This window comes from Achromobacter sp. ACM02, assembly GCF_014851605.1.
In the GTDB taxonomy this organism is placed as follows: Bacteria; Pseudomonadota; Gammaproteobacteria; order Burkholderiales; family Burkholderiaceae_B; genus Achromobacter; species Achromobacter aegrifaciens.
Window position 1 is genome coordinate 13,887 of sequence record NZ_JACUZY010000007.1, and the last position, 20,354, is coordinate 34,240.

Annotated in this window: 17 protein-coding genes, 1 tRNA gene and 1 pseudogene; 9 read left to right on the plus strand and 10 right to left on the minus strand. The window is 65.1% G+C overall.

Translation table 11 applies throughout. The features are described from left to right. The first annotated feature begins 225 nt into the window (after positions 1–225). The 7 genes and pseudogenes from IB258_RS21660 (at position 226) to IB258_RS21690 (ending at position 7,548) form a co-directional block, all read left to right on the plus strand. Complete coding sequence (locus tag IB258_RS21660; RefSeq protein ID WP_192353188.1) at positions 226–2,109, plus strand: FimV family protein; 1,884 nt, start codon at positions 226–228, stop codon at positions 2,107–2,109. 3 nt (positions 2,110–2,112) lie between these two features. Beyond that, the gene (truA, locus tag IB258_RS21665) at positions 2,113–2,922 is read left to right on the plus strand and encodes a tRNA pseudouridine(38-40) synthase TruA (protein ID WP_119451610.1); all 810 of its coding nucleotides are present in this window, start codon (positions 2,113–2,115) and stop codon (positions 2,920–2,922) included. Between the two features lie 52 nt (positions 2,923–2,974). After that, positions 2,975–4,186: a TRAP transporter substrate-binding protein gene (locus tag IB258_RS21670; protein ID WP_054458315.1), complete on the plus strand. Its 1,212-nt coding sequence runs from the start codon at positions 2,975–2,977 to the stop codon at positions 4,184–4,186. A 63-nt stretch (positions 4,187–4,249) separates the two neighbouring features. Next, positions 4,250–4,918 (plus strand): annotated as a pseudogene (locus IB258_RS21675) (phosphoribosylanthranilate isomerase); the annotation flags it as partial. A gap of 223 nt (positions 4,919–5,141) precedes the next feature. Further along, positions 5,142–5,218, plus strand: a tRNA-Val gene (locus IB258_RS21680). Positions 5,219–5,613: 395 nt separating this feature from the next. Further along, the gene (locus IB258_RS21685) at positions 5,614–7,194 is read left to right on the plus strand and encodes a sensor domain-containing diguanylate cyclase (RefSeq protein WP_192353189.1); all 1,581 of its coding nucleotides are present in this window, start codon (positions 5,614–5,616) and stop codon (positions 7,192–7,194) included. Positions 7,195–7,353: 159 nt separating this feature from the next. Further along, entirely contained in the window at positions 7,354–7,548 is a 195-nt protein-coding gene (locus IB258_RS21690; protein ID WP_054458275.1) for a hypothetical protein, read from the plus strand. A gap of 90 nt (positions 7,549–7,638) precedes the next feature. On the opposite strand, the gene IB258_RS21695 is transcribed toward IB258_RS21690, so the two are convergent. Then, positions 7,639–8,277, minus strand: coding sequence for a LysE family translocator (locus IB258_RS21695; protein WP_119451612.1), 639 nt, complete (start codon positions 8,275–8,277; stop codon positions 7,639–7,641). Between the two features lie 111 nt (positions 8,278–8,388). After that, on the minus strand, positions 8,389–9,885 hold the full coding sequence (locus IB258_RS21700) for a methyl-accepting chemotaxis protein (protein ID WP_119451613.1): 1,497 nt from the start codon (positions 9,883–9,885) through the stop codon (positions 8,389–8,391). A gap of 208 nt (positions 9,886–10,093) precedes the next feature. On the opposite strand from IB258_RS21700, the gene IB258_RS21705 reads away from it, so the two are divergent. After that, entirely contained in the window at positions 10,094–10,477 is a 384-nt protein-coding gene (locus IB258_RS21705) for a YbaN family protein (RefSeq protein WP_082401328.1), read from the plus strand. A 9-nt stretch (positions 10,478–10,486) separates the two neighbouring features. Here the strand turns inward: IB258_RS21705 and IB258_RS21710 are convergent, their stop codons facing one another. The 4 genes from IB258_RS21710 to IB258_RS21725 are packed head-to-tail and all read right to left on the minus strand — an operon-like array spanning position 10,487 to position 15,231. After that, positions 10,487–12,268 carry an IlvD/Edd family dehydratase gene (locus IB258_RS21710; protein WP_192353190.1) on the minus strand — a complete coding sequence of 594 codons (1,782 nt, stop codon included), beginning with the start codon at positions 12,266–12,268 and terminating at the stop codon, positions 10,487–10,489. 58 nt (positions 12,269–12,326) lie between these two features. Then, entirely contained in the window at positions 12,327–13,343 is a 1,017-nt protein-coding gene (locus tag IB258_RS21715; RefSeq protein WP_054458271.1) for a TRAP transporter substrate-binding protein, read from the minus strand. Positions 13,344–13,365: 22 nt separating this feature from the next. Continuing rightward, positions 13,366–14,646 carry a TRAP transporter large permease gene (locus tag IB258_RS21720; protein WP_054458270.1) on the minus strand — a complete coding sequence of 427 codons (1,281 nt, stop codon included), beginning with the start codon at positions 14,644–14,646 and terminating at the stop codon, positions 13,366–13,368. 42 nt (positions 14,647–14,688) lie between these two features. Further along, the gene (locus tag IB258_RS21725) at positions 14,689–15,231 is read right to left on the minus strand and encodes a TRAP transporter small permease (protein WP_054458269.1); all 543 of its coding nucleotides are present in this window, start codon (positions 15,229–15,231) and stop codon (positions 14,689–14,691) included. Positions 15,232–15,363: 132 nt separating this feature from the next. Between IB258_RS21725 and IB258_RS21730 the strand changes: the two genes are divergently transcribed. Continuing rightward, positions 15,364–16,389 (plus strand): LacI family DNA-binding transcriptional regulator, encoded by a 1,026-nt coding sequence (locus IB258_RS21730; protein WP_125471405.1) that lies wholly within the window; start codon positions 15,364–15,366, stop codon positions 16,387–16,389. Between the two features lie 10 nt (positions 16,390–16,399). Here IB258_RS21730 and IB258_RS21735 read toward each other — a convergent pair whose 3' ends face one another. Genes IB258_RS21735 through IB258_RS21750 form a run of 4 tightly spaced genes read right to left on the minus strand, consistent with a single transcriptional unit; the run spans position 16,400 to position 20,345 of the window. Continuing rightward, positions 16,400–17,287 carry a DMT family transporter gene (locus IB258_RS21735; RefSeq protein WP_192353191.1) on the minus strand — a complete coding sequence of 296 codons (888 nt, stop codon included), beginning with the start codon at positions 17,285–17,287 and terminating at the stop codon, positions 16,400–16,402. A 14-nt stretch (positions 17,288–17,301) separates the two neighbouring features. Further along, positions 17,302–18,366 carry a histone deacetylase family protein gene (locus IB258_RS21740; protein WP_192353192.1) on the minus strand — a complete coding sequence of 355 codons (1,065 nt, stop codon included), beginning with the start codon at positions 18,364–18,366 and terminating at the stop codon, positions 17,302–17,304. 17 nt (positions 18,367–18,383) lie between these two features. Then, positions 18,384–18,674: a cupin domain-containing protein gene (locus IB258_RS21745; RefSeq protein WP_054458265.1), complete on the minus strand. Its 291-nt coding sequence runs from the start codon at positions 18,672–18,674 to the stop codon at positions 18,384–18,386. A gap of 39 nt (positions 18,675–18,713) precedes the next feature. Next, positions 18,714–20,345 carry an ABC transporter ATP-binding protein gene (locus tag IB258_RS21750; RefSeq protein WP_192353193.1) on the minus strand — a complete coding sequence of 544 codons (1,632 nt, stop codon included), beginning with the start codon at positions 20,343–20,345 and terminating at the stop codon, positions 18,714–18,716. Between the last annotated feature and the right edge of the window lie 9 nt (positions 20,346–20,354).

Here is a 20,354-nt window from a genome sequence, read left to right on the forward strand (position 1 = left end):
CCAGGCGCGCAAGGCAAGCAAGGGCACCTCAGGGTGCCCTTGCCGTTTGCGCAGAGTCTGTGCTGTATCGGCGGACAGGCCCGCCAGCAAACGCGGCCGGGCCTTTCAGGTTTGTGAAATGCGCATGATCCATTACACTTTTCCCGTGAATTGATGCCTGTTCTCACCGATATGGCGTGAGCCGGCTCCAGCCCGCAAGTCGACTACAAGACGGAATTCCAGCTTATGACCCAGCGTTCGCGCCAAGTGAAGCATGCCCGCCGTTTAAAAGCCCTGCAGTGGGCGATTGCGCTGGCGATTGGCTCAAGCGTGTGCAGTACCGCCATGGCCATGCGCGTGGGGCATTCGCGGGTGGTTTCCGTGCCGGGCGCGCCGCTGCAGGCGGTGGTGGGATTGCAGGAGCTCACGCCCGAGGAAATCGCATCGCTCAAGGTGTCGGTGGCTGACGAGGCCTCCTGGCAACGCGCAGGTCTGAAGCCGCCGGTTCCGCTGGCAAGCATGGTGGTCCGGGTCGAGGACGGCCTGGACGCCACGCGCAAGAATCTGCGCGTGCGGGCCTCGCAGCCGCCGGCCAGCGGCGCGGTTGATCTGCTGCTGAATATCAACTCCAGTTCCGGGCAGCGCCAGGTGCAGGTCAGCATTCTGGTGCCGCTGCGCGGCACGACGGCTGACGTGACGCCGGCTGCGGTCGGCACGCCGGGGCGCGCGGCGGGATCGCGTTCGGTCAACGTGAAGTCCGGCGACAATCTTTTCGCTATCGCGCAACGCAATGCGGTGCCCAACGCATCGGTCTATCAGATGCTGGTGGCCTTGTGGCGCGCCAATCCCGAGGCCTTCATCCAGAACAATATGAATCTGGTGAAAGCCGGCCAGAGGCTGACGATTCCCGATGCGGCTACCGTGCGCGCGGTGGATCCGGCCGAGGCGCGGCGCATCTTCAATGAACATGCCGAGGCGTTCGCGAAGTACCGAGCCCGCATCGGCGCGGCGGCCGGCGCGAATCCCTCCGTGGTCCAGGGGCAGGGCGCGGCTTCGGGCAGCGTCGCGCCTCCTGCTGATGCCGGGGCGGCCAGCGCATCGCCGCCGCAGGATCGCGTGCGGCTGTCCTCGGGGCAGGCGCAAGACAGCGCATCGGCACAAGCAGAGGCGCAGGCCGATGCCAAGACGTCGACTGAGCGCGCCATGGCCGATGTCCAGGGGCGCGTGAGCCAGTTGCAAAGCAACGTCGACGATTTGAACAAGGCGGTGGCACAGCAAGGCGCCGCTGGTGGCGCTCCTGGTACTGCGGCGTCGCCGGGCGCGGCAGGCACTTCGGGTGCAACAGGCGCTCCGGGTGCAGCAGGCGCTTCGGGTGCAGCAGGCGCTTCGGGTGCAACAGGCGCTTCGGGTGCAACAGGCGCTTCGGGTGCAGCAGGCGCTTCGGGAGCGGCAGGCGCTTCGGGAGCGGCAGGCGCTTCGGGAGCGGCAGGCGCTTCGGGAGCAGCAGGCGCTTCGGGAGCAGCAGGCGCTTCGGGTGCAACAGGCGCTTCCGGTGCAGCAGGCGCTTCGGGAGCGGCAGGCGCTTCGGGAGCAGCAGGCGCTTCGGGTGCAACAGGCGCGTCTGGCGCGGCGGGCACTTCGGGTGCGGCAGGCGCTTCTGGTGCAACAGGCGCTTCTGGTGCAACAGGCGCTTCTGGTGCAACAGGCGCTTCGGGCGCGACAGGCGCGTCGGGTACGCCGGGCGCTCCGGGCGCAGCAGGTACGCCCGGCGCAACAGGGTCGGCAGGACCTGCGAACACCTCGAGCGCCCCAGGCGCTTCTGGGGCATCTACGCCAGATCAGGCCGCTGGCACGCCGGCAGGCAAGGATTCCGCTTCGGACATGCCCGGGTGGCTGGCCGACAATCTGCTCGTTATCGTCACTGCAGTGCTGGCGCTGATCGCATTCGCGATTGCCTGGCTCTTGCGCCGGGCCGGTGCGCGGCGCGGGGACGATGACGAGGAAACCTACGAATTCAACGAGCCAGCGCTGGATACGGCGGCGCTGAACCGCAAGCTCGGAAGCATCAATCTCGACCTGGACGAACCGCCCACGGACGAACCGCACCGTGTCGGCGGGCCACGGGTTTGATACATGTCTAGAGTTGCATTGGGGCTGGCGTACGACGGCTCCGCCTGGCAGGGTTGGCAGACACAGCCGCATCGGCAAACGGTGCAGGACACGTTGGAGGCCGCCCTGGGCAGTTTTTGTGGTGTGGAAGGGCCGGTGGCGACGATCTGCGCCGGCCGCACCGATACCGGGGTGCACGGCGCGATGCAGGTGATTCATCTGGACACTGAACTCGACCGCCGGATGGAGTCCTGGGTCCGGGGGGTGAATGCTTTCCTGCCTCCCAGCATTTCAGTCCAGTGGGCGCAGCCGGTATCGGACGAATTCCACGCGCGGTTTTCCGCGCGCGCCCGTACCTACGTATATTTGTTATGGCGCGGCCGGGTGCGGCCGGCATTGTGGGCGGGCCGGGCGGGCTGGTGCTTTCAACCGCTGGACGTCGATGCCATGCGGGCCGCGGCGAATGCCTTGCTGGGCGAGCACGATTTTTCCAGCTTCCGTTCCTCGCAGTGCCAGGCCAAGCATCCTGTGCGCCATCTCTACCGGCTGGATATCGATGAGCGCGGGCCGTTCCTGGTGTTCACGCTGAAGGCCAATGCCTTCCTGCATCATATGGTGCGCAACATCATGGGCGCGCTGTTGCAGATCGGGCAAGGGCGCGAATCGGTGGACTGGATGGCGCAGTTGCTGTCCTGGCGCGACCGCAAGCGGGGCGCGCCGACCTTCGCGCCCGATGGGCTGTACCTGTCCGCCATCGATTATCCGGAAGAGTTCGGCCTGGATGAGCTCGACGGGGGATCGCAGTTGCTGTCGCCGTTTACTCAAACCTATTAGGGATGCCGCCGGCAACGGCGATGCCTGCCCGTATCCGATGGAGGCTTTTGTCATGCAACGCCGCGCGTTTTTGAAGCAGACCGCCCTGGGCGGCGCCGCTCTGGTCGCTCCGGCGTTCGCGCAGGAAGTTCCGTTGGCCGAGGAAAACGCCAGCCCGGCCCCGTCGGCGCCGCCAGCGGGACCGCAAGAGGCTCCGCCCAGCCCGCCGCCCGCTCCGGCCGCCGCGCCCGAAGCGCCGGCGGTGGTGGCAGCCCCAGCCAAGGTCGCTTGGCGGCTGGCCTCCAGTTTTCCCAACGAGTCTCCCACCTTGTTCGCCGGCGCCGAAGACGTGGCGCGTTACGTGAACGAGGTGACGGACGGGCGCTTCAGCATCGAAATCTTTCCCGCCGGCGACCTGGTGCAGCCGGGGCAGGTGCTGGAAGCCGTGCAGCATCGCGTCGTCGATTGTGGCCATACGGCGTCGACCCGCTACTTCGATGTCGACCCCGCGCTGTGCTTTGACGCCGGCGTGCCGTTCGGCCTGAACACGCGGCAGATGAACGCCTGGATGACGCAGGGGGAAGGCCTAGCGCTCACGCGCGTGCTGTTCGACAAGTACAACATCCTGAACTTTCCCTGCGGTTATACCGGCGCGCAGATGGGCGGCTGGTTTCGCGGGGAAATCAAGACCGTGGACGACCTGCGCGGGCTCAAGGTGAAGGCCGGCGGGTTCGCCCGCCATGTGCTGGCGCGGATGGGCGCCACGCCCGTGGACGTGCCCGTGGCCGAAGCCTATGCCGCGCTGGAGCAGGGCGTCGTGGACGCCGTGGCTTGGATCGGCCCTTATGACGATGAAAACCTGGCGCTCTATAAAGTTGCCAGGAATTACTACTTTCCGGGCTGGTGGGCGGGCACGCTGCAGCTATCCTTGTATGTGAACCAGGACGCCTACGACGAACTGCCCAAGCCGTATCAGTCCGCTTTGACGCTGGCATGCCGTATGGCGACTGCCAACATGATCGCCAAGTACGACGCGGGCAATCCGGACGCGCTGCGCCGACTGGTGTCGCGCGGCGCGCAGTTGAAAGCGTTTCCCAAGCCGGTCCTGCAGGCGAGCTACGAAGCCTCGCTGGCCGCCTACCAGGAAATGAGCGCCAAGGATCCCATGTTCAAGAAGCTGTACGACAGCATGGCGGCGTTTCGCGACAAGGAAACGCCCTGGTTCCGTCTGGCCGAGGGCAGCTTCGACAATCTCGTGGCCACCGTGGGTCAGCCCGGCGCGTAGGCGCTGCCTGCACGCCGGATATACTGATTCGACCGGCCGCGCAGGGCGGCCAAGCCAGCGAAGAGTTTCATGCGCACACGCATCAAGATCTGTGGATTGACCCGGGAACAGGATATCGACGCCGCCGTCGCGGCGGGCGTCGATGCGATCGGCTTTGTGTTTTACCCCAAGAGCAAGCGTTGCCTGACGCCGACGCGCGCAGCCCAGTTGCGGCGCATGGTGCCCGCCTTTGTCGACGTGGTGGCCTTGTTCGTGAATGCGCAAGAGGCCGAGGTGCAGGCCGTGCTGGACCAGGTCAAGCCGGAGCTGCTGCAGTTCCATGGCGATGAAACGCCGCAGGACTGCGCGCACTACGGTCATCGTTTTTTGCGGGCATTCCGTGCCGGCGCGCCCGGCCTGGACACCGCGGAAAACCTGGCCTCCACATGCCGCGCCTATGGCGAAGCCGCGGGCTGGCTGTTCGACAGCTACAGCGCGGGCTACGGTGGCAGCGGTCATGGTTTCGACTACGCGTTGCTTGACGAAGTGAGGGCCGATCCGGTGTCTCGGCCCCTGATCCTGTCGGGCGGCTTGAACGCGGAAAACGTCGGGCAGGCCGTGGAATTGGTCAGGCCTTGGGCGGTCGATGTAAGTAGCGGCGTGGAGCTTGAGCAAGGAATTAAAAGTTCTGATAGAATCTCGTTCTTCGTTGCTGCGGCGCAAGCGGCAGACGCGAAGCTGAAGGGAAATTAGTAGTGCGGTGCAGGCGGTTTGAAGTAGTGGGGCAAGGCTGAAAAGCGGCGTCCAAGGTTCTCAGGAACTGGCACTTCAAAACGCGTTGCGCAGACAAGCTTGAAGGCATGCGAAAGTAAACCTCGCAAACGCCGCAAACTTCGAAGCGCAATAGATAATGCAAAAAATCTTGCCAGACGATTTGCATAGTTTAAAAAAGCACTATATAATTCTTCTTCTTTGCAGGCGGTTAGCTCAGCTGGTTAGAGCGCCACGTTGACATCGTGGAGGTCGTTGGTTCGATTCCAATACCGCCTACCAAATTCCTGCAAAGTGCTGTCAAGCACGGCAAAGAGAAAGCCGCTAGATCAATGATCTGGCGGCTTTTTTGTTTGGGTTTCGTCCGTTGCATGCCGCGCGCCATGCCACAAAGCATGGTTTTCGCGGGGCAATGGCAAAGGCGCGAAAACTCTTCAGCTATCGACGCCAGCCGTTAGCCCTGCATTTACACAAGCCTGTGCGTTCTGCGCAGTTCGCGGTGAATCGCCGAATCATATTGAAGTAAGCCACGCATAATGGAAATATGGCGATTCATTAGCGTGTGGCCGAACATTTTGGTCACGTTCCGTTGACCGGCCGCCAGACATTTCCTTTCAGTACAACTGGCGGATTGGCCGATGATTGCCTGAGGCCGTTGGTTTGAATCAGGGGACCCTGTGAGCGCAGAATTGTCGCGACAAGGTAGACGTGAACGGCAGGGCCATTCCCTCGTGCGTCGCGTGACGCTCGGTCTGGCCCTGGCATGGTTTGCGTTGGTGATAGCTATTGCACGCTGGATGTCGCAGGGAATGGAGGCATCGCGGCTGGACAGCCTAGCCGCCAGCGCTGAATACGAGGCAAGAATTACTGCGCGCGTCATGGATCGGTTATTCACCGAGATGGTGAGCGTAGCGAACATGGTGGCCCGCCAGGGCCAAGTGATCCAGCTTGCCGTCCGTTACCGTACGGATCCACCCGGCGCAGCCGACTTGTCTCGAGAGCAGCGAGCGGCCCTGTTCACGCGGGATCCATTGGTGCGCAGGGTAGGCGACTTCATGAATGAGCTGGCCAGCGATCTGCGATACGCCCGCATTTATATGAACAATATGTCGGACGATACGGTGACGGCCAGTAACTGGGCGGAACCCGACAGCATCGTCGGCATGATCTATTCGGGTCGGGCTTATCTCGAAGACGCATTGCGTGATGGCTATGGCAGTTACTTCGGCATTGCCCGGTTGAACAAGAGTCCATCGTATTTCGTCGCCAGCCGCATCGAAGACTCGAATGACATGCCGCAGGGCTCGGTGACGGTAAAGTTCGATGCGCCGGATGTGGCGCTTTACCTGGCCGGGCGACATATCGCGTTGGTTGTGAATCGCCAGGGAAGGGTAACCACGGCTTCGTCCGAGCCGTTCATGCTGCGTAATGTCGCAGCCCTTTTACCTGCCGATTCGGTACTGCCTTCCGATGGCGATGAAGACCTCGGCGAACCCCTGGATATTCGCGCCATACCCGGCTCCATCCAATCCGGCCGTTGGCTCATCGATGGCAGGCCCTATCTGGCGAGGCGGCAGGCGCTGGCTAATGGGCAATATCACTTGATCACGCTGGCCTCGCTGGAATCTTTGGCGCCCATGCGCAAGCGGCATATCTGGGCGACGGGATTGGTGGCGATGGTCGGTCTGGTCCTGATCCTTCTCTCCAGCCATGTGGTCGCGCAAATGGTGAGACGCCGCCAGGATGAACGGCATGCCGCCAACCATGATGCGCTTACCGGCTTGCCGAATCGGCGAGCGATCATGGCGGAGTTGGAGCGGTATTTCTCGGAGGCGAATCGGACGCAGCGGTCTGTTCAAGTCGCGTTTATAGATCTGGATGGGTTCAAGACGATTAACGATACCTACGGCCACGACATCGGCGACAAATTCTTGATCGAGGTTGGCCGACGTCTGTCGGCAGGCCTGCGTTCTGGAGAGGTGCTGGGTCGATGGGGGGGCGACGAATTCGTCGTCGTTGGCTTGGGCGCAAGGTCAGGGCCGACGGCTGATGCTGTGGTTGAAACAATGCGCACGCGCCTGGCCCCGTTGCTCAGCGGCATCTACACCCTGGACGACTGCAGTTTTCACTACGCCGGCGCGAGCTTTGGCATTGTGAATGCCGACCCATCGGCCAGCGCGCTGCAGGCCGTCCTCAGGGAAGCAGATCAATTGATGTATGCAGACAAGCAGGCGCGGCGTGAGATGCAGATTGCGTAACCGCCTGCCGGGCTGAGCCCGGGAATACCTGCATCCGTCAGCCTTCTCGATACCCCCTAGGCCGTCATGCTGCGGCTCAATATGCTGTATAAAAATACAGTATATTTGAGGTCGGCAGCAGCGCAATTCGGCCCGGTTTCGGCCGAGAGGGGACGAAGCATGATCGATGAGGAATGGACGCAGCGGGACGACTATTACTGGCAAGGGCCAGCGGGCTGGACGATCTCCCGGGTCTTCGTGGACGGGATGTGGCAGTACGAACTATGGTTCAGCCGCGGCGGCGGAGGCACGATTTACGGAATGCGCGCCTCATTGGAAGGCGCGCAAGAGCTCTATCAGCAAAAGCTGCGGTAAGTTCTTGCCTGTCTGCAGGGAAGCGCCACCCGCGGCGTGGCTTCTATCTGCTGCGGCTGCTCGTGTTGCGCATCGGAAACCCGACTTTTCCTAGATTCCGTTTTTGGGCGCATTAAGAATCAGCCGCAAGCCCAGCGCGGCAATAACGCCCGCCGCTGCCCGGTCTATCCATTGCTTCGCCCGTAGATAAACCTCGCGCGGGCCCTTGGTCGAAAAACAGAGCGCCACGATCGCATACCAGCCGAATTCGACCAGGAACACCAGGGGCGGCAGCGCGAAATAGGTCCATGCCGGCGGATGCTGAGGCAGCAGCGCGGCGAAGATGCTGCCATACCAGATGGCCGTCTTGGGGTTGCTCAACTGGGTCGTGAGACCGATCCAGAAGGAACGACCTCCATTGCGTGATGCTGGCGCGCTGCTGCCGGGCATGGCAAAAGGCTGCCTGGCGTTGCGCCAGATGCCGGCAGCCACGTAAAGCAGATAGGCGCCGCCCGCGATTTTCAGCGCGACGTACAGCCATTCCACGCTTTGCAACAGGGAATACAGCCCCGCCAGCGCCAGGCCGGCGAACAGCATGCCGCCTGCGCCCATGCCGAAGGCCGAGGCCAGGCCGTCCCAGCGGGACTGGCCGATGGCCTTGCGCGCGACGATGATGAAGCTTGGTCCCGGCAGCATGGCTCCGAGCCACAGCGCACCGAGGATAGCGAGTATGGAAGCAAAGGGAGTCATGGTCGTTGGGGGCTGGAGCCATGGGAGACAATGATTCTTCCATGAAAGTCCGGCCCTGCAAAGGACGGTGAAGCGCCTGCTGGCGGCAGGCGTTTCGCGCAAATCCGGGTCTCAGCCGCTCGCCAGCGCCAGCGGCGCGGTGCGCGCTGGAGCGGCCGCCCTCGGGGCGGACTGCGCTTGCGGCTGCCGTTCATCCTGCAGGCGGAATACGCCCACGGCTTGCAGCAGCTCGGTCGCCTGCGATTGCAGGGCCGCCGAGGCGTCGGCGGCCTGGGCTACCCGGGCCGCGTTCTGCCGGGTCAGTTCGTCCATTTGCGTCACGGCCTGGTTGACTTCGTCGATGTCCGTACTCTGGGCCCGGCCCGCGTCGCCGATCTGACCGACGATGGTGGCCACGCGCTCGATGCTGGCCACGACTTCGCGGATCACGCCGGCGGCATGGTCGGCCTGGCGGAAACCGCTGCTGGTCTTCTCCAGCGAGCCGTCGATCAGGGTGCGGATCTCGCGCGCGGCGCTGGCGCTGCGTTGGGCCAGCGCGCGGACCTCGGTGGCGACGACCGCGAAGCCTCGCCCGCTTTCACCGGCGCGGGCTGCTTCCACCGCCGCGTTCAAGGCGAGGATGTTGGTCTGGAATGCGATGCTGTCGATCAAGCCGGTGATTTCGGAGATCTTGTTGGCTTCCTGCTGGATTTCTCCCATCACCGTCGCCACGCCCGCTACCGCGGCGCTGCCCGTGTCCGCGATGCGCCGCGCTTCGTCGCTCAGCTGCCGGGCCTGCAAGGCGTTGCCGGCGTTGTCATGGACGTTGGCGGCCAGGTCGCGCATCGATGCAACGGTCCGCTCCAGGGAGTCGGCCTGGGTCCGGGTGCGTTCTTCGAGCTGCTGGTTGTCCTGCATGATGTCGCGCGAGGCGGCGGAAAGGGCGGTGGCGGTGTTCCTTACGCCGCTCAGGGTCCGGTGCACGGCGTCCATCGTGGCCTTGAAGCTGCGGCCCAGGCTGCTGTCCATGCTCATGCCGCCAAAGCGCAGGTCGAACACGCCAGCCTCACGGCCGATATGCGCACTGAGTCGGGCCAGTTCCTCGGCCGCCACCGCGGCCCGTTCCATTTTCCAGGCCAGCCAGCCTAGCGCGGCAGCCTGCACCACCACATAGGCTGCGTGCAACAGCACCATGGGCAGGCTCGGCTCGGTGAAGCAAATTGTTCCGTAGCCCCATTGCTGCAGGAAGTTGAAGGACAAGTGATGAAGCGCGATGACGACGGCCGCGCACAGGATGGTGCGCCAGTCGCGATAGGCCAGCAGCAGCGAGAGCAGCACGAAGATGCCGAAATGGATCTCGGCCATGCCGGACATCAGATGGATATGGAGCGCGGCCAGCACCATCAGGCTACAGGCCACGACCAGGCGGGTACTCAAGCGGCCGGGCCGCCAGAGTATCAACAGCGACGGTATGCCTGCGGCGGCCAAGCCGACGCCGATGGCGGCGCCCCAGCGTCCGTATTGAGGGGCCAAGCACAGTCCGACGGCAAACAGCAGCCAGAGCAGAGGCAGCATCGCCCGGTCGGTGCGGCGGTAAGAGTCTTCCAGCAAATCGCTTGCGTTGCGCATGGCAGTTCCTTGCTACGGGAAGCGCGGGGACCCGCGCACGTTCGATTTTTATTCAATAATTCCAATTTGTGAATATATATTCCAAATTATTCTCTACTGTTGCCGCGACGCGGCCAAGTGATCCGCCCCATACCGGCGGCCGGAAAACCGGCGCTTTGCGCGGCGCGTTTGAAGCGAGCGGAAAACCTGGGATATCCTGCTGCCCATCATGATGAGAGTACTGTGGCTCTGCCTGGGTTGCCTGATGCTGGCATTGGGTGTGATCGGCGCGTTTCTGCCCGTCATGCCTACGACCATTTTCCTGATCCTGGCGGTGGCCTGCTTTTCGCGCTCTTCGCCGCGTCTCGAGAAATGGCTGCTGGATAGCCCGACCTACGGTCCCGCCCTGCGCGCCTGGCGGGATCAGGGCGCCGTATCGCGCAAGGGCAAGACCTACGCCTGCCTGGGCATGGCGCTGGGCTATATGCTGTTCTGGTGGGGCGCGCATCCGTCTTGGATGCTGGCCGCCGGTGTGGCCGTGTTCTTCCTGGCTAGCGCGGCCTACGTCGTCACGCGGCCGACGCCGCAGGCCGGCAGCGGACAAGCGCGGTAGCCGCCGGCGTCAATGCGAATGCCGGGGATCGCCCCGTGTTTCCACGACCTTCAGATACAAGGTGGCGGGCTCCAGGCAGCCGCCGGTTGAAAGCTGGCCGACCAGTTGCCGGTATAGCTCTTGCCACGGCGTCTGAGATTCCGGCGCCTGGTAGGGCGGCTCCAGCTTGCGGCGTTCCATTTCTGTTTCATCCACCAGGGCGGTGACCGTGCGCTGGTTCAGGTCGACGCGGATGCGGTCGCCCGTGCGCAACAGCGCGAGGCCACCGCCCACCGCGGCTTCCGGCGACATGTTCAGGATCGAAGGGCTGGCCGAGGTGCCGCTCTGGCGGCCGTCGCCCAGGCAGGGCAGGGAGTCTATGCCGCGCTTGAGCAGATGCGAGGGCGGCGCCATGTTGACCACTTCCGCGCTGCCGGGGTAGCCGACGGTGCCGGCGCCGCGGATCACCAGGATGCAGTGCTCGTCGATGTTCAGGGCGGGGTCTTCGATGCGCGCGTGGTAGTCCTCGGGGCCTTCGAAGACGATGGCGCGCGCCTCGAAGGCGTTCTCTGAACCGGGCTCCGACAGATAGGCGTGGCGGAAGGCTTCGCCGACGACCGACATCTTGATGATGGCGCTGTCGAAGAAGTTGCCCGAGAGGACGATGAATCCCGCGCGATGCCTGAGCGGCGCGTCGCAGCTGCGGATGACGTCCGCATTGTTGGTCTTGGCCGTAGCCGCGATCTCGCCGATGGTCTTGCCGGACACGGTGCCGCAATCGGTATGCAGGCGGCCTGCTGCCGCCAGTTCGTGCAACACCGCCGGGACGCCGCCCGCGCGGTGAAAGCCTTCGCCCAGATGCTCACCCGCAGGTACACAGTTGACCAGCAGCGGCACGTCTTCGCCCAAGCGCTGCCAGTCGTCCAGGCTCAGGTCGATGCCGGCGTGGCGGGCCATGGCGATGAGGTGCGGCGGGCAGTTGCTGGAGGCGCCCAGCGCCGAGGCCACGACGATGGCGTTCTCGAAAGCCTGCCGCGTCAGGATGTGGGACGGGCGCAAGTCCTCGCGCACCATGTCGCAGATACGCAGCCCGGTGGCGTAGGCCATCTGGCCGCGCTCGCGGTACGGCGCGGGAATGCTGGCGCAGGTGGGCAGCGACATGCCCAGCGCTTCGGCCAGCGAGTTCATCGACAGCGCCGTGCCCATGGTGTTGCAGTGGCCGACGGACGGCGACGACGCCGTGGCCAGCGTCATGAAGCCTTCGTAGTCCAGCTTGCCCGCGGCCATCAGATTGCGCGCATGCCAGATGACCGTGCCGGAGCCGACGCGCTGGCCGTCGTGCCAGCCGTCCAGCATCGGCCCGCCGGACAGCACGATGGCGGGAATATCCACGGTGGCCGCGGCCATGAGGCAGGCGGGCGTGGTCTTGTCGCAGCCGGTGGTCAGGACCACGCCGTCCAGCGGATAGCCGTGCAGGATCTCTACCAGGCCCAGATAGGCCAGGTTCCGGTCCAGCGCGGCGGTGGGGCGCCGGCCCTGTTCGGCCAGCGGGTGCACGGGAAACTCCATGGGGATGCCGCCCGCGTCGCGGATGCCGGCCTTGATGCGCTCGGCCAGCGCCAGGTGATGCCGGTTGCAGGGCGCCAGGTCGCTGCCGGTCTGAGCGATGCCGATGATCGGCCGCCCAGATTGCAGTTCCTGGCGCGTCAGGCCGTAGTTGAGGTAGCGCTCGACATAGATGGCCGTCATGTCGGCGTGGGCCGGATCGTCGAACCACTTCTGGCTGCGCAGCTTGCGGGGAGTCTGGGACATGGGATTCTCGTTTACAGCGGTTGCGTGGCGGCCCGGCGCGCGTGCGGGCCGCAAAGGCTTAGTTGCGCGCCTTCTGGATCTCGTCGTTGAGCTGCTTGACCAGCTCTGGGCCGAGGTCCTGCGTGTACTTGTCGACCACCGGCTGCACCTTCTGGCGCATGCGCGCGATCTCTTCGGGCGAGACCGTGTTGATCTTCATGCCGGCCTTTTCCAGCGTGGTCATGGCCTTTTGGGAGTCCGCACGGCTGTCCTGGCGCTCAAAGTCGCGCGAGGATGCGGCCGCCTGGCGGATCAGCTTCTGTTCTTCCGGCGACAGGGTGTCCCACCATTTCTTGGACGCCAGCACCACCCAGGGCGTGTAGACGTGGCGGGTGATGGTCAGATAGGGCTGAACCTCGTAGAACTTGCTGCTCTGGATGGTGGTGATGGGGTTTTCCTGGCCGTCCACGGTGCGGGTTTCCAGCGCGGTGAACAGCTCGGAGAACGGCATGGGCACGGCGTTGGCGCCCAGCGTATTGAAGACGCCCAATGCGATCTGGTTCTGCATCACGCGCAGCTTGATGCCTTGCAGGTCTTCCGCGCGCGCGATGGGGCGCTTGGAGTTGGTCATGTTGCGAAAGCCGTTTTCCCAATAGACCAGGCCGATGATGCCCTTGGCTTCCAGCTTTTTCAGCATGTCCTGGCCCAGAGGCCCGTCCAGCACGGCGTCCGCTTCCTTTTCGCTGTTGAAGAGGAAGGGCAGGTCGAACACGCCGAACTCCTTGACCATGCCGGCCAGGGGCGCGGTGGACCCCACCATCATTTCCTGCACGCCGCCCACCAGCGCGCTTTGCATCTGCTCGTCCGAGCCCAGGTTGGCCGAGCCGAAGGTCTTCATCTTGAGCTTGCCGCCGCTGATTTTTTCCAGCTCCTGCGCCAGGTGGCGCGCGGCGCGCCCCTGGACGCTTTCCTCGTTCAGGCCATAGCCGAAACGGATCAGGCGAGGTTTGACGTCGGCGGCGGACGCGACGCCGGCGACGGCGCAGGACAGCGCCGTCGCCAGGACAAGAATGCGGGTCTTGAAACGGGTGATCATGGTGCTCCTCCTTGGGGTTTTTCTAATGCATCCAGCGTGCGGGGACGGTGATCAGCTCGGGGAAGATCACCAGCAGGATCAGCAGCAGCGTGTAGGCGACGACATAGCGCCACACGCCCCTGCAGATGGTTTCCATATTGATGCGGGCGACGCCGCAAACCACGTTGAGCACGGTGCCCACCGGCGGCGTCAGCAGGCCCACGCAACCCACCATGACGAACATCACGCCGAAGTAGACGGGGTCGATCCCGGCCTTGGTGACCACCGGCATCAGCACCGGCGCCAGGATCAGGATGGTGGGCGTCAGGTCCATCACCGTGCCCACCAGCGTCAGCAGCACCAGCAGGGCGAACATCAGCAGCTTGGGTTGGTCCAGCACGGGTTCCAGCAGCGCGATCAGGTCCTGCGGCATGTCGGCCAGAGTGATCATGTAGGACGAGACCATGGCGGCGGCCACCAGGAACATGACGATGGCGGTGGTGCTGGCGGCGTTGATGAAGAGCGGCGCCAGGTCGCGCACGCCGATTTCGCGGTAGACGAACAGGCTGACCAGCAGCGCGTAGACCGCGGCGACGACGGCCGCCTCGGTCGGCGTGAAGATGCCGCCGCGCAAGCCGCCGATGATGATGACGGGCAGCATCAGGGCCCATAGCGATTCGCGCAGCGCCTTCCAGCGCTTGCTCCAGGGTTCGCGCGGCGAGGGCTTGATGCTGCCATGCTTACGCGCCACCCAGGTCCATACGGCGACCAGGGTCAGGCCCATCATCAGTCCGGGCGCGATGCCGGCGAAGAACAGCTTGGTGATCGACACGTTGGTGGCGACGCCAAAGATGATGAACGAGATCGAGGGCGGAATGATGGGCGCGATGATGCCGCCGGCCGCGATCAGCCCGGAGGCCTGGCCCGCGTCGTAGCCCCTTTCGCGCAGCATGGGGATGAGCAGCGAGCCCAGCGCCGCGGCGTCGGCCACGGCCGAGCCGGACAGCGCGGCCAGCAGCACGCTGGCGAAGATGGCCACGTAGCCCAGGCCGCCCTGGATATGGCCCACGAAGGTGCTGGCCAGATTGACGATACGGCGCGAAATGCCGCCGGCGTTCATCAGTTCGCCGGCCAGCATGAACAGCGGCACCGCCATGAGGGTGAAGCTGTTGGCGCCAGACAGCATGTTCTGCGCCAGGATCTGGGTATCGAAAAAGTCCAGCTGGAACATCATGGCGATCGCGCTGAGCAGCAGCGCGAAGGCGATAGGCATGCCCAGGGCGATCAGCCCCAGCAGCACGAGCAGGAAAACGGTCAGGATCATTGCGGGCGTCCGGGCGGGGTAGGGGAGTTGGAGGCGGAGCCGTCAGACCAGCGGGTCTTCGGGGCTGGATTCCGCCGGCAAGGGCCCGCCCGCAAGGACGCGCACCAGATCGATCAAGGTCAGGATGCCCATGGCGGCGGCCGCATAGAGGGCCGCGGCGTTGAACACCGCCAGCGACATGCCGGTGACAGGCAGCACGGTGTCCAGGCCGATGACGGTCTGGGTCCAGCTGCCCTCGGCCATCAGCCACAGCACCCACAGCGTCAGCAACTGGCAGAACACGTGCGAGGCGCGACGGGCAGCGGGGCCGAAGCGTTCGACCAGCATGGTGACGCCGATGTGCTGATGCGAGCGCAGCGCTATCACCGAGCCCAGGAAGATCATCCAGACGAAGGCCAGCCGCGAGATCTCATCAGAGACGTTGATGCCGGAGTTGAACAGGTAGCGCAGCGCGACGTTGCCGAACAGCAGCACCACCATGACGGCCAGACAGGTCACCATCAGCCAGGTCTGCAGCGCGAAGCACCAATTGGCGGCGCGGGCCAGCGGCGTGCCGCCAGGCCGCCCCGGTGGGGAAGCTTGCATGCTTGTCTCCTATCCGTTTCCCGGAATTTTTTAGGGTTATGCTGTGCGAAATGTTAGCGCTAACATTTTGCGTTTGGCAAGCCCCAGTTTTTTGCGTCAGACTACGCGCTCACCAACCCATGCCGAGGACCGATGTCCATCCGTAAACCCCGCAGTTCACGCGCCGGCCGCGTCACCATGCAGGATGTCGCGCGTCGCGTGGGCGTGAGCGCGATCACGGTATCGCGCGCCTTGCGCACGCCGGACAAGGTGGCGGAAGAACTGCGGCTGCGCATCGCGCGGGTGTGCCAGGAACTGGGCTACGTGCCCAACCATGCGGCCAGCGCGCTGGCGTCGGCGCGTTCGCAGACCATCGTGGCGCTGATTCCGTCGCTGAGCAACGTGGTGTTCGTCGACATCATCGCGGGGATCAAGGAAGAGCTGGACCGGCACGGCTACCACATGCTGATCGGCGTGACCGGCTATTCGCTGGACGAGGAGGAGGCTCTGCTGCGCAAGTACCTGCAGCACGCGCCCGACGGCCTGATCCTGACCGGCATCGACCACAACCCTGGCGTATGGGACCTGCTGGACACGCAGCGCATTCCCACCGTGCACACGATCGAGACGCTGGACGGCGGCGAGCACATGAGCGTGGGTTTTTCGCAATTCGATTCCGGCTATGCCGCGGGCCGCCATCTGGTGGAGCGGGGCTACCGCCGTATCGGCATCGTCGGCGCGCAACTGGATCCGAGGTCGCTGCGCCGCTGCGAAGGCTGCCGCCAGGCGCTGCGGGATGCGGGCCTGTATGACGCGGCGCTGGAAATCATGACGCCGGAGAAATCATCCATCGGCCTGGGAGCCTCGCTGCTGGAAGCGCTGCGCGAACGTCATCCCGACTGCGATGCGCTGTTCTTTTGCAACGATGACCTGGCCCAGGGGGCGGTGTTCCAGTGCGGAAGGCTGGGCGTGCCGGTGCCGGAACGCATGGCCATCGTCGGCTTCCACGATGTGGCGGGCACGGCCTGGACCACGCCGCCGCTGTCGACCATCGCCACGCCGCGCTACCAGATCGGCGTATCGGCCGCGGGCCTGCTGATGCGCCATCTGGCCGGCGAGGCCGTCGCCGAGCGCCATGTGGACCTGGGCTTCAAGCTGGTGCAGCGCGAAACCAGCTGAACGCCAAGCCTCAGCCCCGGCGCAGCGCCAGGAAGACGCCGGAGGCGATGATCAACCCCATGCCGGCCAGGGCCAGCCCATCGGGCGGGCGCTGGAACCAGAAGGTGCTGAACAGCACCGCCAGCAGCAGCTGGAAGTAGTTCAGGGGCGCCAGGGTCGCCGCCGCCACGCGCTGGAAGGCGGATATCAGAAAGATCTGCGCCAATCCGCTGCAGGCGCCCAAGCCGACGATGAAAAGCATGTCGGCGAGATCCGGGCACGGATCCGGCAGGAAGAAGGGCGCGGGCAGCCCGGTGACGACGAGGCAGATGAAGGCCGTGTAGGCATACTGGATGGGCCCGGGCACCTTGCCCGAGAGCCTGCGCGTCAGCACCTGGAACACTGCGTAACTGACCGCGGACACCGCCATCAGCAGCGTGCCCAGCCACGGCAGGTTGGAGCCCGGCCGCACGATCAGCAGCATGCCGCCAAAGCCCGCCGCCACCGCTGTCCACTGGGCGGGTCGCACCCGCTCGCCCAGCAGCCAGGGCGACAGCGCCACCATGATCAGAGGCGATGTGAAGTAGATGGCGGTGGCTTCCGACAGCGGCATCCAGATCAGCGCCGTCATGAAGCAGGTACCGACCGTGGCCAGCAGCAGGCCACGCAGGATCAACAGCGGCTTTTCGGGCGCATCGCGCAGACGCAGTCCGCCGCGGTGCCGCCACAACAGCGCCACCGCCAGCACGGCCACCGCCGAATAGCGCATGATGTTCAGGAAGGGCGCAGGGTAGCGCGCCAGCATGTGCTTGGACCCCGCATCGAAGGTGGCAAAGGCCACCAACGCTGCGAAGAACAGCAGGATGCCCGTCTGGCGCGCGGCGGCGGGCGAGGGTAACGCGATGGGAACGGAGCTCATGTGGGCGGGAGGACTCAGGCTGCCGCCTGGCCCGCGCCCTGCAGGAACGCGTCCAGAGCCGGGCCGATGGCCTCGACCATGTAGCCGCCTTCCTGCACGATCACGGTGGGCAGTCCCAGGCTGGCGACGCGCGCGCCGATGTCGCGGTAGGCATCGATGTCGAGCTTGAGCACGCTGATGGGATCGTCCTTGTAGGTGTCAAAGCCCAGGGCCAGCACCACCGCCTGCGGCGCATAGCCGGTCAGGGCGGCGAGCGCCGTATCCAGCGCCCGCAGGAAGGAGTCGTTGCCCGAACCGTGCGGCAGCGGCAGGTTCAGGTTGCAGCCTTCGCCCGCGCCGTAGCCGCGCTCATGCGCATAGCCGGTATAGAAGGGGTAGTAGCCGGCGGGGTCGGCGTGCAGGGATACCGTCATGACGTCGCCGCGCTGATAAAAAATGTTCTGCGTGCCATCGCCATGGTGGGCGTCGACGTCCAGCACCGCCACCTTGGACCAGGTCTGAAGCAACCGGCTGGCCGCGGCCGCGCTGCTGTTCAGATAACAGAAGCCGCCCGCGCGGTCGCGGTGGGCATGGTGGCCCGAGGGCCGGCACAAGGCATAGGCCATGCCCCCGGCGCTGGCGACGTGGTCGGCGGCGGCCACCGCGCTATGCGTGGAGCGCAGCGCCGAGCGCCAGGTCTGCGGCCCGATGGGACACGATAGATCGCTCAGGTAGTAGCCGGTCTGGGCCACGATGGAGGGCGACGGGCAGGGGCCGCGGCCAGCCAGCTCGATGCGGCCGTTGTAGTACGGCGAAAGATTGGGCAGCACTTCGGGGCCCGGATCCACGCCAGGCGAGCGCAGGGCCTGCCAGCGCGCATAGGCCGATTCCAGATAGTCCAGGTAGTCCCGGCTGTGGATGTCCTGCAGCGGCTTGCGGCCGTAGTCAGCCGGCGCTTGGACGCGGATGCCGCGCGCGGCCAGCGCGCCTTGCAGGCTTTCCGCCCGTGCCGGCAGATCGGTGGGCGCGCTGATGCGCCCAAGCCGCATGAACTGCCGCGGCGTATGCAGCAGCTGCTCTTCCGAGAAAAACGCCTTCATGGCTGCCCTCGCTGGCGTTATGCGTGCTTGAGTTCGATTTCGACGAACACGAACTCCGTGTCGCCGGGATTGATCACGTTGTGCTCTACACCCACGGGCCGGTAGTAGGCCACGCCGGTGGTGAGCTGGCTGGTGATTTCGCCGTCGGGCGTGTCCAGCAAGAGCGGGCCGGTGGTCTGCGGGACCACCACGTAGTTCATTCCATGGCGGTGCCATCCCGTTTCGCCGCCGGGCGGGAAGCGCCATTCGGTGACGGTGACCATGTCATTGTCGATCTGCACGGTCGGTATGGCGGCGGGGCGTTGCATGGGGCGTTCTCCTTGGAAGTATGAATATTCTTGTGCGCTTCAGGCCGCTTGCGCCTTGGTCGGGTCCCAGTGCTGGCCGGGGACCGCGGCGATCAGCTGCTGCGTATAGGCGTGTTGCGGGTTGTCGAAGATCTGCGCGGGCGAGCCGTACTCGACCACCTTGCCGCGATGCATGACCAGCACGGAATTGCAGATCTGGGCCGCCACGCGCAAATCATGGGTGATGAAGACCAGTGCGATCTTCAGGCGTTGCTGCAAATCGTGCAATAGCTGCAGTACTTGCGCCTGAACCGAGACGTCCAGCGCCGACACTGATTCGTCGGCCACCAGCACCTTGGGCTCCAGCGCCAGCGCGCGCGCGATGCCGATGCGCTGGCGCTGTCCGCCCGAAAACTGGTTGGGATAGCGATCGAAGGCCGACGGGTCCAGCCCGACCAGCGACAGCAGCTCGCGCACCCGCGCTTCGGCCTGGGCGCGTGGCACGCCGTTGGCGACGGGGCCGTCGCTGATGATGCGGCCTACGGTATGGCGCGGGTTGAGCGAGGCGAACGGATCCTGGAAGATCATCTGGATGTCGTGGCGCAGCGGCCGGAAGCGCGATTCCGGCATGGCGGCGATGTCCTGGCCGTTGAAGATCAACTGCCCGCCGTTGATGCCCACCAGCTTGAGCAGGCATTTGCCGATGGTGGACTTGCCCGAGCCCGATTCGCCCACGATGCCCAGCGTCTCGCCGCGCCGCACGCTGAAGCTGACGCCGTCGACCGCGTGAACCTCGCGTTTGCCGCCCAGCCAGCCGCGGCCCACCACGTAGGTCTTCTTCAAGTCGCGCACGTCCAGCACGGGCTGGTCGTGCGGGGCGGACTCGCGCTCGGCGCCACGGCGGTGCGGCACGGCCGCGATCAGGCGTTGCGTGTAGGGGTGGCGGGGCCGGTTCAGCACTTCGTCCGCCGGCCCCTGTTCGACCAGGACGCCTTTTTCCATCACGGCGACCCGGTGCGCGATTTCGGCCACCACGCCGAAGTCATGGGTGACGAACATCACGCCCATGCCTTTCTCTTTCTGGATGCGGGCGATCAGCGCCAGGATCTGCGCCTGGGTGGTGACGTCCAGCGCGGTGGTCGGTTCGTCGGCGATCAGGAGTGCAGGCTCCAGCGCCAGGGCCATGGCGATCATCACGCGCTGGCGCTGTCCGCCCGACAGGCGGAATGGGTAGACGTGGTAAAGCGTGGCGGGGTCGGGCAGCCCTACGAAGGCCAGCAGCTCCAGCGTGCGGGCCATGCGCTGCGCGCCCGGATACGCGTTATGCACGCGCATGACTTCGCTGATCTGCTCGCCTACCGTCATCAGCGGGTTGAGCGCCGACAGGGGCTCCTGGAAGATCATCGCCATGTCCTTGCCGCGCATGGCTTGCAGCGTGGCTTCGTCCTGCCGCAGCAGGTCCTGGCCGCGGAACAGGATGCGGCCCTGCTGCGGCGTCAGGTAGTCGGGTAGCAGGCCCATGATGGCGTTGGCGCTCATGGACTTGCCCGAGCCCGATTCGCCGACGATGCAGAGGATCTCGCCGGCGCGGATGTCGTACGACACGTCCTGCACGGCATAAGGGCGGTCGCCGCCTTTGGGCAGGGCGATGCTCAGGTTCTGGATGGATAGCAAAGGAGTGGAAGCGTTCATGCCGTCCTC

Coding starts and splice junctions, on each gene's coding strand:
- IB258_RS21750 (WP_192353193.1), bottom strand. CDS start 20,345: ATGAACGCTTCCACTCCTTTGCTATCCATCCAGAACCTGAGCATCGCC.
- IB258_RS21735 (WP_192353191.1), bottom strand. CDS start 17,287: ATGAGCTCCGTTCCCATCGCGTTACCCTCGCCCGCCGCCGCGCGCCAG.
- IB258_RS21660 (WP_192353188.1), top strand. CDS start 226: ATGACCCAGCGTTCGCGCCAAGTGAAGCATGCCCGCCGTTTAAAAGCC.
- IB258_RS21700 (WP_119451613.1), bottom strand. CDS start 9,885: ATGCGCAACGCAAGCGATTTGCTGGAAGACTCTTACCGCCGCACCGAC.
- IB258_RS21715 (WP_054458271.1), bottom strand. CDS start 13,343: ATGATCACCCGTTTCAAGACCCGCATTCTTGTCCTGGCGACGGCGCTG.
- IB258_RS21695 (WP_119451612.1), bottom strand. CDS start 8,277: ATGACTCCCTTTGCTTCCATACTCGCTATCCTCGGTGCGCTGTGGCTC.
- IB258_RS21740 (WP_192353192.1), bottom strand. CDS start 18,366: ATGAAGGCGTTTTTCTCGGAAGAGCAGCTGCTGCATACGCCGCGGCAG.
- IB258_RS21730 (WP_125471405.1), top strand. CDS start 15,364: ATGTCCATCCGTAAACCCCGCAGTTCACGCGCCGGCCGCGTCACCATG.
- IB258_RS21690 (WP_054458275.1), top strand. CDS start 7,354: ATGATCGATGAGGAATGGACGCAGCGGGACGACTATTACTGGCAAGGG.
- IB258_RS21670 (WP_054458315.1), top strand. CDS start 2,975: ATGCAACGCCGCGCGTTTTTGAAGCAGACCGCCCTGGGCGGCGCCGCT.
- IB258_RS21725 (WP_054458269.1), bottom strand. CDS start 15,231: ATGCAAGCTTCCCCACCGGGGCGGCCTGGCGGCACGCCGCTGGCCCGC.
- truA (WP_119451610.1), top strand. CDS start 2,113: ATGTCTAGAGTTGCATTGGGGCTGGCGTACGACGGCTCCGCCTGGCAG.
- IB258_RS21745 (WP_054458265.1), bottom strand. CDS start 18,674: ATGCAACGCCCCGCCGCCATACCGACCGTGCAGATCGACAATGACATG.
- IB258_RS21720 (WP_054458270.1), bottom strand. CDS start 14,646: ATGATCCTGACCGTTTTCCTGCTCGTGCTGCTGGGGCTGATCGCCCTG.
- IB258_RS21710 (WP_192353190.1), bottom strand. CDS start 12,268: ATGTCCCAGACTCCCCGCAAGCTGCGCAGCCAGAAGTGGTTCGACGAT.
- IB258_RS21705 (WP_082401328.1), top strand. CDS start 10,094: ATGATGAGAGTACTGTGGCTCTGCCTGGGTTGCCTGATGCTGGCATTG.